The sequence below is a fragment of the Nocardia cyriacigeorgica GUH-2 genome, from assembly GCF_000284035.1.
Lineage (GTDB): Bacteria > Actinomycetota > Actinomycetes > Mycobacteriales > Mycobacteriaceae > Nocardia > Nocardia cyriacigeorgica_B.
In genome coordinates this window covers 3,621,370-3,635,185 of record NC_016887.1, presented here as the reverse complement: position 1 = coordinate 3,635,185, position 13,816 = coordinate 3,621,370, and the positions used below count along the sequence as shown (strand labels likewise).

Below are 13,816 nucleotides of genomic sequence, written 5' to 3'. Positions count from 1 at the left end.
AGCCCCCGTGGCCGAGGATTCCGCGGCGGACAGTGCTGCCCGCGGTGCGGCGAAACCGCGTGCGGCGGCGGTGGATATGTCGCCGCGCGGGCGGGTCTTCCGCGACAGCGCCATCGTCGCGTACCGGAATCTGCTCACCATCCTGCGCGTGCCGACGCTGCTGGTGACCGCCACGATTCAGCCGCTGATGTTCGTGTTCCTGTTCGCCTACATCTTCGGTGCCTCGCTCGGCGGCAGCCAGTACCGGGAGTTCCTGCTGGCCGGGATCTTCGCCCAGACCGTGGCGTTCAACGCCGCCTTCACCACCGTGGGATTGGCCGGTGATCTGCACAAGGGCATCATCGACCGGATGCGGACCCTGCCGATGTCGCGGCTGGCGGTGCTGCTTGGGCGGACGCTGTCGGATCTGGTGGTCAACATCCTCAGCCTGATCGTCATGGTGGGCTGCGGCTATATCGTCGGGTGGCGGATCAACGGCCCGATCACCGATGCCGCGCTGGCCTTCGCGGTGATCTTGTTGTTCGCGTTCGCGATGTCGTGGGTCGGTGCGTTGACCGGGTTGCTGTCTCCGACAGTGGAGGTGGCCCAGAGCGTCGGGTTGATCTGGATGTTCCCGCTGTCGTTCATCTCCTCGGCGTTCATCTCCGCGCAGACCCTGCCCGGACCGCTGCGCACGATCGCGGAATGGAACCCGATCACCGCGGTCGCGGCGGCGGGACGCAAGTTGTTCGACAACAGTTCGCCGCCGTCATTCGCGACGCCGACGGGCTGGCCCGCCGAGCATTGCGTCGAGTACGCGGTGATCTGTTCGGTGGCCATCCTCGTGGTGGTGGTGCCGCTGGCGTTGCTGCGCTACCGGCGGGTCGCCAGCCACTGACACCGGATTGCGCCGCGGAGCCGAATCCGCGGCGCGTTCACCGCACAAACGAATCAGGACAGACGAAAGGCCGCTCACTCCGGACGAATCCGGGGTGGGCGGCCTTGTCGGCGCGTGGCTGTGTCAGCCGCGCCTGCGGGTCTTGAGTAGCTCCAGGCGTTCCTTGAGCAGTTCCTCGAGCTCTTCCTTGCTGCGCCGTTCCAGCAGCATGTCCCAGTGGGTGCGCGGCGGCTTGACCTTCTTGGCTTCCTGCGTGGTGCCTTCGAGCAGGACGCCTTCCTGGCCGTTGCGGCACAACCACGTCGGCGGGATCTCGGCGTCGTCGGCGAACGGAACGTCGAATTCTTCACCATTGTCGGTCCGATACCGGGCCATCCGGCGGGGCGCCAAATCGTGGTCGCGGTCGGTCTCGTAGCTCACCGCTCCGAGCCGACTGCCCCGGAGTACGCGATCTGCCATCTGTTCGGTCCTCTCTGTGTGTGATGTGCCGCTCCTGCGTAGCGGCGTGTTCGCGGCCTTTCGGTGAGCCGGGCCGCGAACGGGTTCGCCTGACTCGCACCTCCATGCGCTTTGCGGTGGCGCGGTCGCGAACCTCCTCGGCGTCCGGTCGCTCGCGCACGGGGTGCGCGGAACCGGTTGTGGGCTTCTCGCTCCCGGCCGGCCGTCCGGGCGCGAACACCATGTGCTCTGTGAACGTGTGGTGGGCTACTTTCGTTCCCTGCGGGGGAGAACCTGGCTATTCTACGCTGTTCGCCGCCGTCACCGGTGCGGCGTGCCCCGTGCGGAGCGTCGACGGGTGCGGTTAGGGTGTCGGGTCATGTCGCGCCGGTCACTGTCCTGCCTGTGGTGCGGGCGGGAAATCGTGGAATCCGAGGTGGGGCGCCGTCGCCGGTATTGCCGCCAGTCGTGCCGTCAGCGGGCCTACGAACATCGCAACAGCTTGAAGGGGACCGGGATTCCCGAGGACTCGGTGGTGCTCAGCGCACAGGAGGCCGCGGATCTGGCCGACCGGTGGTTCGCGGCGCGGTGTGCGGCCGAGGATGTCGCGACCGCGATCGGCGAAGGTGCCGACGCCGCCGAACTCGCCGCGCTCAGCGAGACTCTGCTGCAGCTGGCCCGCGACGCCGAACGGCTGCGCTGAGGCCGGTGGATTCGGGTGTGCGCGAGCTCGACCCGCCGGCGCGAGCACGGCGATATACCAGCACGCACAGTCCGGCGACCACGACGGCCAGCCCGAGCCATGCCACCACGGTGACGCTGTCCGGCCGCAGCAGCGGCTGGGCGCGCATGGCCTGCCAGAACGTCAGGCCGAACAGTCCGGCATAACCCAGTGCCAGCACACCGACCAACTCCGCGCGGGTGCGTTCGGCGCGCAACCAGGGCACGCGCGGCGCGAGCCATGCCGAGACGATCACCGCCAGCAGCAGCACCTGGATGCCGTGCAGGCCGAGGAAATGCGGAATGCGCAGGTCGCCGCCGATGGTGCTCCAGTGCGTGATCGGCATGCCCGCTCCGTCGCGGGCGAGCTCGGTACGCACATCCGGATCGATGACGGTGTGCCCGGCCATCAACTCCACCACGCGGCCGTCGGCGTCGAGTACGCGCTGCTTGCCGGTGTAGCCCATCAGATACGCCTGGGCCATTCCCGCCACTGCCAGCACCAGGCCGGCGCGGATCGCCCGGGTGGTCGGCCGGTCCGCCAGGCGTTGCACGCACAAGATCAGCGCCAGCACCAGATTCGCCAGGAACAGCCCGGGCACGCCGGAGACGAAGATCTGCTGCCCGATGACGTTCACCGGGTCGGTATCGGCATTGTTGAAGTGGCTGAAGGTCCCCCGCGCGGCCTGCACGGCGATGAACCCGACATCGAGTATCCCGGTCACCGCGAAGACCGTCCCCAGCCACCAGGTGGCCCGACGGCCCCGATGCGGCAACCTGAGCAGCCAGACCAGGGTGAGTCCGTAGAGGGTGAACGCGATACCGAACTTCAACGGCTTCAGCCACACCGATTCGCCGAGCAGCAGCCGATCGTCGACGACCATGCCGCAGGCCGAGACGATCGTCAGCGCGGTCATCGCGCCGACCATCACCAGCAGTGGCCGATGCGGGCGCGTGTGTTCGGTGCGGGTCGGCGCGGAACCCGCTGCCGGGGAAGAGATCTCGGAGGCGACCATGCCGCGAAACTACGAATCGGCAGCGTCCGGCCACATCCCGCCGCCGGGCCATTCCCACCCCCTACCGCAGTACCGGACCCGCGACGACGGCCCACCCACCGGAGCCAGCACGACGAAGGCCCGTAGGCGTGCTCGCCTACGGGCCGTCCCGTGAGGTGCCGGCGCCCACGCCGGTCGACGTGGGCGCCGTGGTGATCAGGAGTGGTCGCCGTGGATGTCGATCCCGCGCGCGGCCAGCCATGGCTGCGGGTCGATCGGACCGACGCCGGGCACGTGCACCTCGTAGTGCAGGTGCGGTCCGGTCGAGTAGCCGCGGCTGCCGACGGTGGCGATCACATCGCCGGCCCGCACCGGCTGGCCGACGGTGACCAGGATGTCCTGCATATGGCCGTAGACGCCGATGGTGCCGTCGTCCTGCTGGACGCGCACCCACAGGCCGAAGCCACTGGCCGGTCCGGCCTCGATCACGACACCGTCGGTGACGGCGGCGATCGGCGCGCCCATCGGGTCGGCGAAATCGATACCGGCGTGCATGGCACCCCAGCGCATACCGAAGGTGGAGCTCATCGGCCCGGCCACCGGGCGGATGGTCTTCGGGCGGCCGAACTCGATGGCGAGCCGGTTCTGCTCCCAGGCCACCGCCTCGGGCACGATCTGGGCGCGCTGGGCCTCGGGCGGGGTGAACGCGGTGAAAGTCGCGTCGGCGGTGTCGGCCACCAACTGCGGGGAGTGCAGGGCCTCGGTCGAGTTCTCCTGGGTGCATCCGGCGAGCACGCCGAGCGAGGCGCCGATCGCCGTCGAGGCGGCCACCACGCGGGTGGCGACGCTGCGACGACCGGTGCGCGGCGCGCCGGGACGGCGGAAAGGTAACGGAACGGTCACGGGCATGGCTCGAAGCTACGGGATCGCCGGCTGCGCTCGGCAATCCTGTGGCTACCGTCACCAGGTCGGATAAGCCCAGTTCGATGATTACGAAGCGATAACGACACGGTTGACGTTCCGTGTCGAGCTGGGCAAATGCGGTAAAGGCTCGATTTGACCGGAAAACCGCCAGTTGATCACACTGTGTTAGTGGTGACTAATGGAGTTCGGGCGATCGAAGCGCTCGCCGACCCCACCCGGCGGGCGATCTTCGAGGCGCTGCCGCACGGTCAGCGGTCGGTGGGCGAGTTGGCCGAGACGGTCGGCGTCAGTAGTTCGGCGGTCTCGCAACACCTGCGAGTGCTGCGCGAGGCCCGCTTGGTGATGATGCGGCCCGACGGCAACCGCAGACTGTACTTCCTGGATCCGCGCGGACTGGGCGATGCCCGCGACTACGCCGAGCGGTTCTGGCCCAGCGCCATCGCCGCCTACTCCGCGGCAGTGCACACCGCGAGCGTGGCGGCGCCGGCCGCTCAGCCCACGCGGCGGTAGGCGCGCGGACGTTCGCCGGTGCTGCCCGCGAAGGAATGCTTGCCGAGCTGGGCGTCGATCGCGGCGAGTACCTCGCTCACCCCGATCCGCAGCAGACCGGCGTCGGTGCTGTCGGCATCCGGATCGCCGACCTGGCCGGCCCAGAGCACATCGTGGCGGGCGAGCAGATGCGGCGGCGGCCCGGCCTGGCGCGGGGGAGTCGGGCCGAACAACTGCACGGTGCGGGTGCCGAAGGCGGTGGCCAGATGCGCGACGCCGGTATCACCACACAGCACCAGTGCCGCCTCGGCGACCGTGGCGGACAGTTCGATCAGATTCTGTTCACCGGCCAGCACCCGGTGCGGCGGCAGTCCGGCGCGGGCGGCGATTCCGAGAGCGATCTCGCGCTCGAACTCGTCGCCGGTGATGACGACCTCCCGGCCGAGCACCGACTGATGCCGGATGACGGCGGCGAACCGGTCCGGGGGCCAGCGCCGCGCGGCGGCTCCGGCGCCGATGTGCACGACGACGGCGTCGCGGTGGCTGGTGGTGGCCACCGGCGGGACGAGCCCGAGGTTGCGCCGGTCGGCGTCGATGCCGTCGAACTCGAGCAGATGGCACCAGCGGTCGACCAGGTGCATATCGGGTTCCCACTGCGGTCCGGGCAGCTCGGGGAAGGCCGGATTGAAGTAGGTGAGGATGCGGCGCGCGTCGGTCTTGATCAGTTCGACGATCGATTCGGTGTCGGGGCCGTGCAGATTGACCGCGAGATCGGGGGCGGGTCCGTCCCAGCGCAGGCTGCCGCCCTCGGTGGTGGGGACCATCGCGTCGACCGAGGTGATCAGATCGACGATGGGCCGTAGCCGATGCGGTGCCGCCAGGACGATGCGGTCGTCCGGCCTGGCCCGGCGTAGCGCGCGCAGCGCCGGGACCGCGGTGAGCAGTTCACCGAGACCGCGTGCCTGAAGCACGAGAACAACCGACACCCTCTTCTCCTAGCCACCCGAGACTCGTCATACCCGACCCACTCGACTCACCTGACGGCGTTCACGACGAGAGCCATTGACCCACAATTACCCGGCGTGTACAGCGGCAAACGTGATCATCGCGGCGTTCTCGGTCACAGTCGGCAGCCCGTGCGCACCACCGGCGACGGCGGCGCGCGGGACGCCGCGTCGAGCAAATGCCCAGGCAACCACCGATTTCGGGCATAGCATCACGTCATGACGACGAATATCATCCCGCAGGGTCCGGTGCAGGCCCTCGCGCGTGCCGCCTGGCAATCGATCTTGGTCACCGGGCTGCTCTCGGTGATCCTCGGTGTGCTGATCCTGGTGTGGCCGGGGAAGACGCTGCTGGTCGCGGGCATTATCTTCGGTATCTACCTGGTGGTCAGCGGTCTGTTGCAGCTGGTCGCGGCGTTCGCGGCGCCGGCAAGCGCGGGCATGCGGGTGCTGTATTTCATCAGCGGCGTGTTGTCGATCGTGATCGGTGTCTTCTGCTTCCGTGACGAGCTGACCTCACTGTTGCTGCTGGGGCTGTGGATCGGCATCGGCTGGTTGTTCCGCGGGGTCGCGGTGACGATGGCGGCGGTCTCCGAGCCGGGTCTGCCGGGGCGTGGCTGGCAGGGCTTCTTCGGCGTGATCACCGCGATCGCGGGTGTCGTGCTGATCATCTGGCCGGTCGAATCGGTGGCGACGCTGGCCTGGGTGGCCGGTATCTGGCTGGTTGTGCTCGGGGTGATGGAGATGATCACCGCGTTCGGGGTGCGCAAGGATGCCAAGGATCTGGGTGTTCCGGCGCAGCCGGTCGCATGACACAATCGCGGGGTCACATGGTCGACGTCGGGGGTCGACATCGAAAGGAACTGGAGGCACGAATGTTTCGTACTGCTGGGATCGTCGGTGCGCTGGCCACCGCGGGCGCCATCGCCCTGCTGGCCCCGGGCGCCGCGCACGCCGCAGGCGGCACCCTGACCCTGAACGGTGCGCCGCACGCGAACCCGGTGGGCTGCTTCAACACCGGCGACAGCTTCTACACGACGCTGCAGACCACCGTCGGCAACGGCACCGACCGGGCCATCACGCTGTACGCGGGCCCCGACTGCGCCGGCCAGGCGCTCGGTGTGATCGAGCCCAACACCATCGGCTACGTCCCCAGTGGTGGCAGCGTCTCGGTGCAGTAGTACCCGGACCACCGGAAACGCCGTGGACCTCGCGAGATATCGCGGGGTCCACGTGCTTTTGTGGTGCAGGCGCGTCCCGGCACCGGTGGCCGCGTCGGCGTACCCGGTCACGGGGGCTACGGTGGCAGGACCAGTCGGCGCATCGAGTGAGGAGCCAGCCGTGGGCGAGCGTGTCCCGAGCCAGTGGGAGGAGATCGTGGCCAACGATCCCGCGCACTCCACGTGGTACGTCGAGCGCTTCCGCGGTCTGGCGGCCCAAGGCCAGGACATCGTGGGGGAGGCCCGGCTGATCGATGCAATGCTGGCCCGGTGCTCGCGGGTGCTCGACGCAGGCTGCGGTCCGGGACGCATCGGCGGCTATCTGCACGAGGCCGGGCATGTGGTGGTCGGCGTCGACGTCGATCCGGTGCTGATCGCGGCGGCCGAACAGGATCACCCGGGCCCCGCCTGGCTCGTCGGCGATCTGGCCGAACTGGACCTGCCGGCCCGGGGCATCCCGGACGGTTTCGACGTAATCGTGTGCGCGGGCAATGTGATGACCTTCCTCGCGCCCGGCACCCGCCGCGAGGTGTTGACGCGCTTCGCCCGCCATCTCGCCCCGAATGGCCGCGCCGTCATCGGATTCGGCGCCGAGCGCGGCTACCCGTTCGAGGAGTTCTTCGCCGATGCCGCCGCCAGTGGCCTCGCGCTGGACCTGCGGTTGTCGACCTGGGATCTGCGGCCGTTCAGTGATGACGCCGACTTCCTGGTGGCCGTGTTCACCTGTGCCTGAGGCGCGATCTACCGCTGTCGGCCGCCGCACAGGTCCGTGCACCGCGGCGCGCACCGATTGGGCGTGAGGGCCGAGCTGGACGCGATCGCTTCGCTGCCCACCGGGATCGCGTTCGATCGACGCACTCTCGATGTGCCGGGATGGTTACGGCGGCCATCGTCCGGGCGGTGCGGCGCGGTTTTCTGGAGTAGGGCGAGGGCCGGTGCGGCATTGATCGCGAGCGCAGGGAGTCGAAAACCGTGCTATTGCAATAATTCTGGGAATAAGCCCGTCAGTAACTCGTGCGTGGATGCGGGGTCGCTCGGGCTACGAGTGGATTATCGAAATTCCGGGCATGTCAGGCATTTTGGAAATTGCACGAACACAACATTTCGGACGACCCGGAATTATTGATCTTGTGTTCGTGGTGTGCTGGCGGTTCGGGCGCAGCCGGGATCGGCCCACCCGGTAGACGACGCCGTGACCTGCGATGATCATGAAATTTGGTGCGGTCGGATGACGCTTTAGGTGGACGCGTCTGTCGGTGTCTGATCACCACGCCCAGTACGGCAACAATGCAATGTCCACATATTCGCAGGCCAAAGCGATATTTCGGGCGAGTTCAACTCGAGTTGACCTGAACCTGCATAACGTTAAGATAACTGAAGGATCACGTTTTAATAACGTGAGTACCAATGAGTGCGGCGGTGCAAGAGCGTCGCAATTCGCACACGGATAGGAGTGGAAAATGGGTTCTGTGGACCTGGGCAGCCTCGGAGACCTTCTGAGTGCATTCGGTGACATCTTCAGCGGCTTCGGTGGGCTGTCGAGCTTCTCGGCCGAGTAATACGCAGACTGCTGCGCCGACAGTCCGCCGGGCGAACATCCGGCGGACTGTCGGCATTCCGGGACCGTCGATGCGGCGATCGAACGGGCCGTGTACGGCTGCCGGAGTGGCGCATCGGCGAATATACGACTTCGCGTAGTAGACGACGCCGTGATCGACTAGCGTTGGACGCTATGGACGTTGTCTACAACATCGTGGTTGTCACGCACCTGCTCGGAATGGCCGCGGTCGTCGGCGGTTACGCCGCCAGTCAGCCCGTGGTCTCAGAGCTGATGGTGTGGGGTGCGCGGCTCCAGTTGGTCACCGGCGTGATCCTGGTCGGGCTCGCCGAGTCGATCGACTCGCTCGACAAGGACCTGAACATGGTCAAGATCGGGTTCAAGCTGGCCATCGCGGTGCTCGTCGCGGCGTTCGCCGAAATGAGCCGGGCCGACGCCAAACGCGGCAAGGCGGTGCCGTGGATGACCCACGCGGCCGGCGGGCTCGCCATCGTCAACGTGCTGATCGCCGCACTCTGGACCTAGCCGGCGCCGGTTCCCGGTACCGCACGAGCACGGCACCGGGAACCGAGGGCTCACGGCTCGAACAGGGTCTGGCCGAGATAGCCGCCGGGTGCTCGCACACCCGGCGGAATGGCGAACACCGCCGAACCCACCGGTACCGTCCACACATTGAGCGCGTCGAACTCGGCCAGTCGCTGCTGCACCGGCAGGAACTGGGTCGTCACATCGCGCTGGTAGGCGGCGAACAGCAACCCCGAGTTCGAGGTCTCGCCCGGGCGCGGCGGATCGTCGTAGTTGTAACCGCGACGCAGGAACCGCTCGCCGTCATGGGTGTGATGGGCGCGCGCGATATGTGACGAGGGCGGGATCACCGGGATGCCGCTGGCGTCGACAGCCGTGAAGTCCGGTTCGTCGAACTCGTCGGTCCCGGTCAGCGGGGCGCCGTTGGACAAGCGCCGCCCGACCGTCAATTCCCGGCCGTCCGGGTCGATTTCGTCCCAGGTGTCCAGGGTCATCGCGATCCGCCGCAGCACCAGCGACGTCCCGCCCGCCAGCCACGGCTGCGCGGCGCCGTCATCCCAGACCAGCCGATCGAAATCCGGTGTGCCCGCGGCGAGGTTCACCGTGCCGTCGACCTGGCCCATCAGATTGCGCGGGGTGGCGCCCGGTGCGGCGTCACGGAATCCGCGCTGCACCCAGCGCACCGTCACCAGTGACTTCACGCTCTTGCACAGCACCCGGACCGCGTGCGCGACCGTCGTCGACTCCTCGGCACAGATCTGGAGTAGCAGATCGCCGTCGCCGTAGGCCGGGTCGAGCCGGTCGATGACGAACGGCGGCAACGGTGTCAACCAGTGCGGTCGCCGGTCGGCCAGCCCGGCGACCTCGAACACCCGCGGCCCGAACCCGACGGTGACGGTGAGCCGCGACGGTCGCTGCGCCAGTTCCGGTTCGGTATCCCCGAGCGCCGGACGGCCTGCGGTGAGCCGGGCGGCGTCTTCGGTCCAGATCTTCAGTACGCCGACGATATCGTCCCGGTCGGTGCCCGGCCGCAGGTCCAGCGCCACGAACGCGGCATGGGCCGGCGGTGCGGTCGCGATCCCGGCCTGGTGCTCGCCGTAGAACGGTTCGACCGCTGCCGACGCCGGAGTCTGGTCGCGGTCCGTGGTGAACGCGGCCGCGCCGAGGCCGAGACCGGCGACGCCCGCGGCGGCCGCACCGCCACCGAGCAGTCGCCGCCGGTTCAGCCGCACGGAACGGGCGCGGGCCGGCTCAACCACCGTGCCCCGGCGCCGCAGCGCCGTCACCGTGATCGCCGCCGGGCTCGTAATTCTCCTGATTGCCGGGGAAATCGCGAACCTGTGCGGTGAAGGTGGTGGTCGAGCCGTCGTCGAAGGTGAGCGTGACCGGTGCTTCCGACCCGGTGCGCAGCGGTCCGCGCAAACCCATGAACATGATGTGGTTGCCGCCGGGCTCGAGCGCGAGATCGGCGCCCGCCGCGATGACGAAGCCGCCCGGCTTCGGGCGCATGACCTTGACGCCGTCGTCGCCGGTCACCACCTCGTGCAGTTCGACGGTGGCCGAGGCCGGGCTGGTCGCCGAGACCACGGTGACGGCCCGATCGCCGCCATTGTGCAGCTGACCGAACGCGGCCGACATGCCGCTGTCGGCGGCCTTGGCCCACTGCTCGCTGACGGTGACCGCCGACGCGGCATCGGCCGGTGCCGCGGGTTTGTCGGAGCAGCCGAGCGCGACCAGTGGTGCGGCGGCCACCAAGGCGGTGGCGGCGGCGCGACGCAGGCGTGCGCCGGCCGGAGTGTGGTGGAACATGGAATCTCCCTGTGCGGGTCGATGTCTGGGTGGTGGATGCGCGTAGTTCCCTGCCTGCGGCGAGCGGCACGGCCGGGCCCTGATATCGCGGTGCGGCGCGCGTCGTCGGGGCACCCGGTACATGGGGTGCCCGGATGGAGTGGCAACGCGATGGATCGGACGCGGTAACGACCGAAGGTCATGACCGCACGGCCGTCTGTCACTCGACTTCTCGATGATCGAGTGCGTGCCCGCCGAGAGTCGCGACGAATCCCGAACGGGGGAAAGGGAACTACCAGGCGAGCGCGGGGGGTCCGCGAGTTCCGCATCCGGAGGTGAGCAGCGGTCGCGGCGGGATCAGCGGGTCGGTGCCGGCGACAAGGCAATTCGGCGCCCACGGTGGCGGCGCGAGCAGCGCGGCACACAACCTCGCCACGGCGCGGTGCACTCTCGATACCGCTCGACGTGCCGCAAGTTCGGCGCCCCGGATCAGTACCGCGCCGATCGGGATGGCGATCAGGTGAGTGGCGAGCATGAGAGCGGCCGAATGTGAGCCGTGCTGATGGCCAGGGCCCGCGGTGAGCGCGAGATGGCCGACGGCCTGCCCGGCGGTCAGCAGCACCATCACCTGAGCGAGACCGGGCCGCAGCGGCAATGCGCGGGTAAGCACGCCGATCAGCGCGCACGCCGCGAGCAGCAAGGTAACCGACGACGATCCCGGCGCCACCGCACCACCACCCACCGCGTGGGCGGCGATACTCACCGCACCGCACGCGGAGCCGACGAACGCGCCCCGCAAGGAGGCGGCGGCCGGCCCGGAAGAACACACCCACCCATACTACGGACCGTCGTAGCCCGCGCATCGCCCGGTTCAGGTCACGATCCGGTCTTGACGCCACAACCCCGCACGCTGGATACTTCGTCGCGATAGCTGTCAGGTATCAATTGCTTCACTATCAGACGAGAATTCGTTGACGGAGTGGGCATCATGGTCCTTCACGCAGTTCACGAGTTCGTCGCGCAAGTGAGCGATCCCACGCCACAGGCGCCACCGATCTCCGCGCAGATCGACACGCTCGTGCGGTATTTCACCTGGTTTGTGCTGCTGTCGGGGGTTGTCGGCATCACCGTCGCGGGCGGGCGCTTCGCCTGGGAGAAGTGGAACAACGGGGCGCTGGCATCACCCAAGATGGTGGTCGGCGGCATGCTCGGCGGCGTCATCGCCACCAGCGCGGGCACCCTGATGAATTCGCTGATCAGCTGAATCCGGTCGCCGGCGCTCACCGAATCTCCACAATTGGCCCCGGATCCGTCCACAACCGCTGGCTAATGTAAGCCCGCATGGAGCACAGTGCGGCGCGCAGGATCCTGGTGGTCGATGACGAGATCACCATTGCCGAGTCGGTGGGCGCCCGGTTGCGGGCCGAAGGGTTCGTCGTCGAACTCGCCCACGACGGGCCTGCCGCCGTCGCCGCTGCCGAAGCGCACCGGCCGGATCTGGTCGTGCTCGATGTGATGCTGCCCGGGTTCGACGGCCTCGAGGTGTGCCGGCGCATCCAGGCCGCCCACGCGGTGCCGGTGCTCATGCTCACCGCGCGCACCGAGGAAACCGACCAGCTGGTCGGCCTCGGGGTCGGTGCCGACGACTACCTCACCAAACCGTTCTCGCTGCGCATTCTCACCGCCCGCGTGCACGCGCTGCTGCGGCGGGTGGAGCGGTGCGCCGAGGGCGACGGCGCCGCGCTCGTCGTCGGCGATCTGCGCATCGATCTCGATGAGCGCCGGGTCTGGCGGGCCGGTGTGGAAACCCAGCTGACGCCGCTGGAATTCGACCTGCTGGCCCGGCTGGCGCGCCGCCCGCGCGCCGTGCTCGCCCGGGAGCGGCTGCTGGAAGAAGTGTGGGATTGGGCCGATGCGGCGGGCAGTCGCGCCGTCGACAGCCACATCAAGGCGCTGCGCCGCAAGCTGGGCGCCGACCTCATCCGCACCGTGCACGGTGTCGGCTACGCGCTCGAGGCGCGATGAGTGGCCCGGGCCGCTGGCACCGGCTGGCCGGTCGGGTCGCCGACACGCTGCCGCGGCCGCTGGATCGAGTGCGTTCGATCAAACTCAAGCTCGCGGTGCTGATGCTGTGCTCGGGTGGCGTCGCGTTCGGATACTTCCGCTGGCAGATCGGCTGGCTCCCGCCGCGCACCACCCTCGCCGCCACCGCGATCGCCTTGCTCACCTCGCAGGTGCTCGCCCACGGCATCACCAGGCCGTTGCGGGAGATGACCGCGGCTGCCAAACGGATGGCGCACGGCGACTACAGCCGCCGGGTGCGGGCCAGCTCCCGCGACGAGGTGGGTGAGCTGGCCGAGGCGTTCAACCAGATGGCGGCGGACCTGGCGGCTGCCGACCGGCAGCGCCGCGAGCTGATCGCCAACGTCTCCCATGAACTGCGCACGCCCGTGACGGCGTTGAACGCGTTGCTGGAAAACCTGGTCGACGGTGTGTCCGAACCGGATCCGCGAACCCTGCGCACAGCGCTGGCACAGACCGAACGACTCGGCCTGCTGGTGACCGAACTGCTCGACCTGTCCAGCATCGAAGCCGGCGCGCTGCCGCTGGACCGGGAACGGTTCGCGATCGAACCCCTGCTGGCCGAGGTCGTCGCCGAAGCCGAGGTCACCACCGCCGCACTCGGGCGCGGGGTGCGGTTCCGGACCGACGTGCGGCCCGGCGGGACGTGCGTATTCGCCGACCGTGCACGGTTGCATCAGGTGCTGCTCAACCTGCTCGACAATGCCGCGCGGCACGGCCCGGCCGGCGGTGAGGTGCGCATCGAGGTGAGCGGCGAGCCGGACCGCGTGATCATCGACGTCGGCGACGACGGCCCCGGCATCCCGACCGCCGAACGCGCCCACATCTTCGACCGATTCACCCGCGGCGGCCGCGCCGACGGCGGCGGCACCGGCCTCGGCCTCGCCATCGCCCGCTGGGTCGTCGACCTGCACGGCGGCACCATCGCCGTCGCCGACCCCGGCTCCCGCATCCGCGTCGTCCTACCCGGCCACTGACCCGAACCCACCGACACCCCGGACCGACCAGGTCCCGGGGCGATCCCGCACACCCACAGGAGGGGACACCCATGCCCACAGAACCCGATTCGGACGACCGGAAACCCGTGACACCGGAGCGATCCGGCACCGACCGCGCAGCGGCGTTGTCCGATGGCGCGGAGGCGGCACCGGAGCAGGCGACCGATCCCGCTGCCGAGCCGACGGCGCTCGAGTCGG

17 protein-coding genes are annotated in these 13,816 nt (G+C 68.9%); 10 read left to right on the top strand and 7 right to left on the bottom strand.

From position 1 onward, the window contains the following. The first annotated feature begins 76 nt into the window (after window positions 1-76). The gene (locus NOCYR_RS16340) at window positions 77-877 is read left to right on the top strand and encodes an ABC transporter permease (protein WP_048834222.1); all 801 of its coding nucleotides are present in this window, start codon (window positions 77-79) and stop codon (window positions 875-877) included. Window positions 878-1,000: 123 nt separating this feature from the next. On the opposite strand, the gene NOCYR_RS16335 is transcribed toward NOCYR_RS16340, so the two are convergent. Continuing rightward, window positions 1,001-1,336 carry an RNA polymerase-binding protein RbpA gene (locus NOCYR_RS16335; RefSeq protein ID WP_014351500.1) on the bottom strand — a complete coding sequence of 112 codons (336 nt, stop codon included), beginning with the start codon at window positions 1,334-1,336 and terminating at the stop codon, window positions 1,001-1,003. 358 nt (window positions 1,337-1,694) lie between these two features. Here NOCYR_RS16335 and NOCYR_RS16330 point away from each other — a divergent pair, with 358 nt between their 5' ends. Further along, complete coding sequence (locus NOCYR_RS16330) at window positions 1,695-2,018, top strand: hypothetical protein (RefSeq protein ID WP_048833443.1); 324 nt, start codon at window positions 1,695-1,697, stop codon at window positions 2,016-2,018. Here the strand turns inward: NOCYR_RS16330 and NOCYR_RS16325 are convergent. Beyond that, complete coding sequence (locus NOCYR_RS16325) at window positions 1,969-3,051, bottom strand: hypothetical protein (protein ID WP_014351498.1); 1,083 nt, start codon at window positions 3,049-3,051, stop codon at window positions 1,969-1,971. The genes NOCYR_RS16330 and NOCYR_RS16325 overlap by 50 nt on opposite strands. A gap of 195 nt (window positions 3,052-3,246) precedes the next feature. Further along, the gene (locus NOCYR_RS16320; RefSeq protein ID WP_081505428.1) at window positions 3,247-3,939 is read right to left on the bottom strand and encodes a M23 family metallopeptidase; all 693 of its coding nucleotides are present in this window, start codon (window positions 3,937-3,939) and stop codon (window positions 3,247-3,249) included. A gap of 183 nt (window positions 3,940-4,122) precedes the next feature. Between NOCYR_RS16320 and NOCYR_RS16315 the strand changes: the two genes are divergently transcribed. Then, window positions 4,123-4,464, top strand: coding sequence for an ArsR/SmtB family transcription factor (locus NOCYR_RS16315; protein ID WP_014351496.1), 342 nt, complete (start codon window positions 4,123-4,125; stop codon window positions 4,462-4,464). Here the strand turns inward: NOCYR_RS16315 and NOCYR_RS16310 are convergent. After that, window positions 4,446-5,429, bottom strand: coding sequence for a glycosyltransferase family 9 protein (locus tag NOCYR_RS16310; protein WP_014351495.1), 984 nt, complete (start codon window positions 5,427-5,429; stop codon window positions 4,446-4,448). The two genes, NOCYR_RS16315 and NOCYR_RS16310, sit on opposite strands and share 19 nt — an antisense overlap. A gap of 237 nt (window positions 5,430-5,666) precedes the next feature. On the opposite strand from NOCYR_RS16310, the gene NOCYR_RS16305 reads away from it, so the two are divergent. From NOCYR_RS16305 to NOCYR_RS16290, 4 genes are all read left to right on the top strand, one after another. Further along, window positions 5,667-6,260 (top strand): HdeD family acid-resistance protein, encoded by a 594-nt coding sequence (locus NOCYR_RS16305; protein WP_014351494.1) that lies wholly within the window; start codon window positions 5,667-5,669, stop codon window positions 6,258-6,260. A 62-nt stretch (window positions 6,261-6,322) separates the two neighbouring features. Next, window positions 6,323-6,628, top strand: a complete 306-nt coding sequence (locus tag NOCYR_RS16300) for a hypothetical protein (protein ID WP_014351493.1) — start codon at window positions 6,323-6,325, stop codon at window positions 6,626-6,628. Between the two features lie 160 nt (window positions 6,629-6,788). After that, window positions 6,789-7,400 (top strand): class I SAM-dependent methyltransferase, encoded by a 612-nt coding sequence (locus NOCYR_RS16295; protein ID WP_014351492.1) that lies wholly within the window; start codon window positions 6,789-6,791, stop codon window positions 7,398-7,400. 999 nt (window positions 7,401-8,399) lie between these two features. Further along, on the top strand, window positions 8,400-8,750 hold the full coding sequence (locus tag NOCYR_RS16290; protein WP_014351491.1) for a hypothetical protein: 351 nt from the start codon (window positions 8,400-8,402) through the stop codon (window positions 8,748-8,750). A 50-nt stretch (window positions 8,751-8,800) separates the two neighbouring features. Here the strand turns inward: NOCYR_RS16290 and NOCYR_RS16285 are convergent, their stop codons facing one another. The 3 genes from NOCYR_RS16285 to NOCYR_RS16275 form a co-directional block, all read right to left on the bottom strand. Next, window positions 8,801-10,009 (bottom strand): Dyp-type peroxidase, encoded by a 1,209-nt coding sequence (locus NOCYR_RS16285; protein WP_014351490.1) that lies wholly within the window; start codon window positions 10,007-10,009, stop codon window positions 8,801-8,803. Then, window positions 10,002-10,559, bottom strand: a complete 558-nt coding sequence (locus NOCYR_RS16280) for a copper chaperone PCu(A)C (protein WP_014351489.1) — start codon at window positions 10,557-10,559, stop codon at window positions 10,002-10,004. The genes NOCYR_RS16285 and NOCYR_RS16280 overlap by 8 nt, the downstream gene beginning before the upstream one ends. A gap of 271 nt (window positions 10,560-10,830) precedes the next feature. Next, window positions 10,831-11,367: a hypothetical protein gene (locus NOCYR_RS16275; RefSeq protein WP_148280668.1), complete on the bottom strand. Its 537-nt coding sequence runs from the start codon at window positions 11,365-11,367 to the stop codon at window positions 10,831-10,833. 159 nt (window positions 11,368-11,526) lie between these two features. Between NOCYR_RS16275 and NOCYR_RS16270 the strand changes: the two genes are divergently transcribed. The 3 genes from NOCYR_RS16270 to NOCYR_RS16260 all read left to right on the top strand — a co-directional run bounded on the left by NOCYR_RS16270 (window position 11,527) and on the right by NOCYR_RS16260 (window position 13,597). Continuing rightward, window positions 11,527-11,802 carry a hypothetical protein gene (locus tag NOCYR_RS16270; protein ID WP_048834220.1) on the top strand — a complete coding sequence of 92 codons (276 nt, stop codon included), beginning with the start codon at window positions 11,527-11,529 and terminating at the stop codon, window positions 11,800-11,802. A 77-nt stretch (window positions 11,803-11,879) separates the two neighbouring features. Then, window positions 11,880-12,563, top strand: coding sequence for a response regulator transcription factor (locus tag NOCYR_RS16265; RefSeq protein ID WP_014351486.1), 684 nt, complete (start codon window positions 11,880-11,882; stop codon window positions 12,561-12,563). Then, window positions 12,560-13,597 (top strand): HAMP domain-containing sensor histidine kinase, encoded by a 1,038-nt coding sequence (locus tag NOCYR_RS16260; RefSeq protein ID WP_014351485.1) that lies wholly within the window; start codon window positions 12,560-12,562, stop codon window positions 13,595-13,597. Before NOCYR_RS16265 ends, NOCYR_RS16260 begins: the two co-directional genes overlap by 4 nt. Window positions 13,598-13,816 lie beyond the last annotated feature (219 nt).

Bases quoted from the DNA above. Each gene is read 5' to 3' on its own strand.
- NOCYR_RS16335 (WP_014351500.1), bottom strand. From the start codon at position 1,336: ATGGCAGATCGCGTACTCCGGGGCAGTCGGCTCGGAGCGGTGAGCTAC.
- NOCYR_RS16270 (WP_048834220.1), top strand. From the start codon at position 11,527: ATGGTCCTTCACGCAGTTCACGAGTTCGTCGCGCAAGTGAGCGATCCC.
- NOCYR_RS16325 (WP_014351498.1), bottom strand. From the start codon at position 3,051: ATGGTCGCCTCCGAGATCTCTTCCCCGGCAGCGGGTTCCGCGCCGACC.
- NOCYR_RS16300 (WP_014351493.1), top strand. From the start codon at position 6,323: ATGTTTCGTACTGCTGGGATCGTCGGTGCGCTGGCCACCGCGGGCGCC.
- NOCYR_RS16290 (WP_014351491.1), top strand. From the start codon at position 8,400: ATGGACGTTGTCTACAACATCGTGGTTGTCACGCACCTGCTCGGAATG.
- NOCYR_RS16320 (WP_081505428.1), bottom strand. From the start codon at position 3,939: ATGCCCGTGACCGTTCCGTTACCTTTCCGCCGTCCCGGCGCGCCGCGC.
- NOCYR_RS16260 (WP_014351485.1), top strand. From the start codon at position 12,560: ATGAGTGGCCCGGGCCGCTGGCACCGGCTGGCCGGTCGGGTCGCCGAC.
- NOCYR_RS16340 (WP_048834222.1), top strand. From the start codon at position 77: ATGTCGCCGCGCGGGCGGGTCTTCCGCGACAGCGCCATCGTCGCGTAC.
- NOCYR_RS16305 (WP_014351494.1), top strand. From the start codon at position 5,667: ATGACGACGAATATCATCCCGCAGGGTCCGGTGCAGGCCCTCGCGCGT.
- NOCYR_RS16280 (WP_014351489.1), bottom strand. From the start codon at position 10,559: ATGTTCCACCACACTCCGGCCGGCGCACGCCTGCGTCGCGCCGCCGCC.
- NOCYR_RS16330 (WP_048833443.1), top strand. From the start codon at position 1,695: ATGTCGCGCCGGTCACTGTCCTGCCTGTGGTGCGGGCGGGAAATCGTG.
- NOCYR_RS16265 (WP_014351486.1), top strand. From the start codon at position 11,880: ATGGAGCACAGTGCGGCGCGCAGGATCCTGGTGGTCGATGACGAGATC.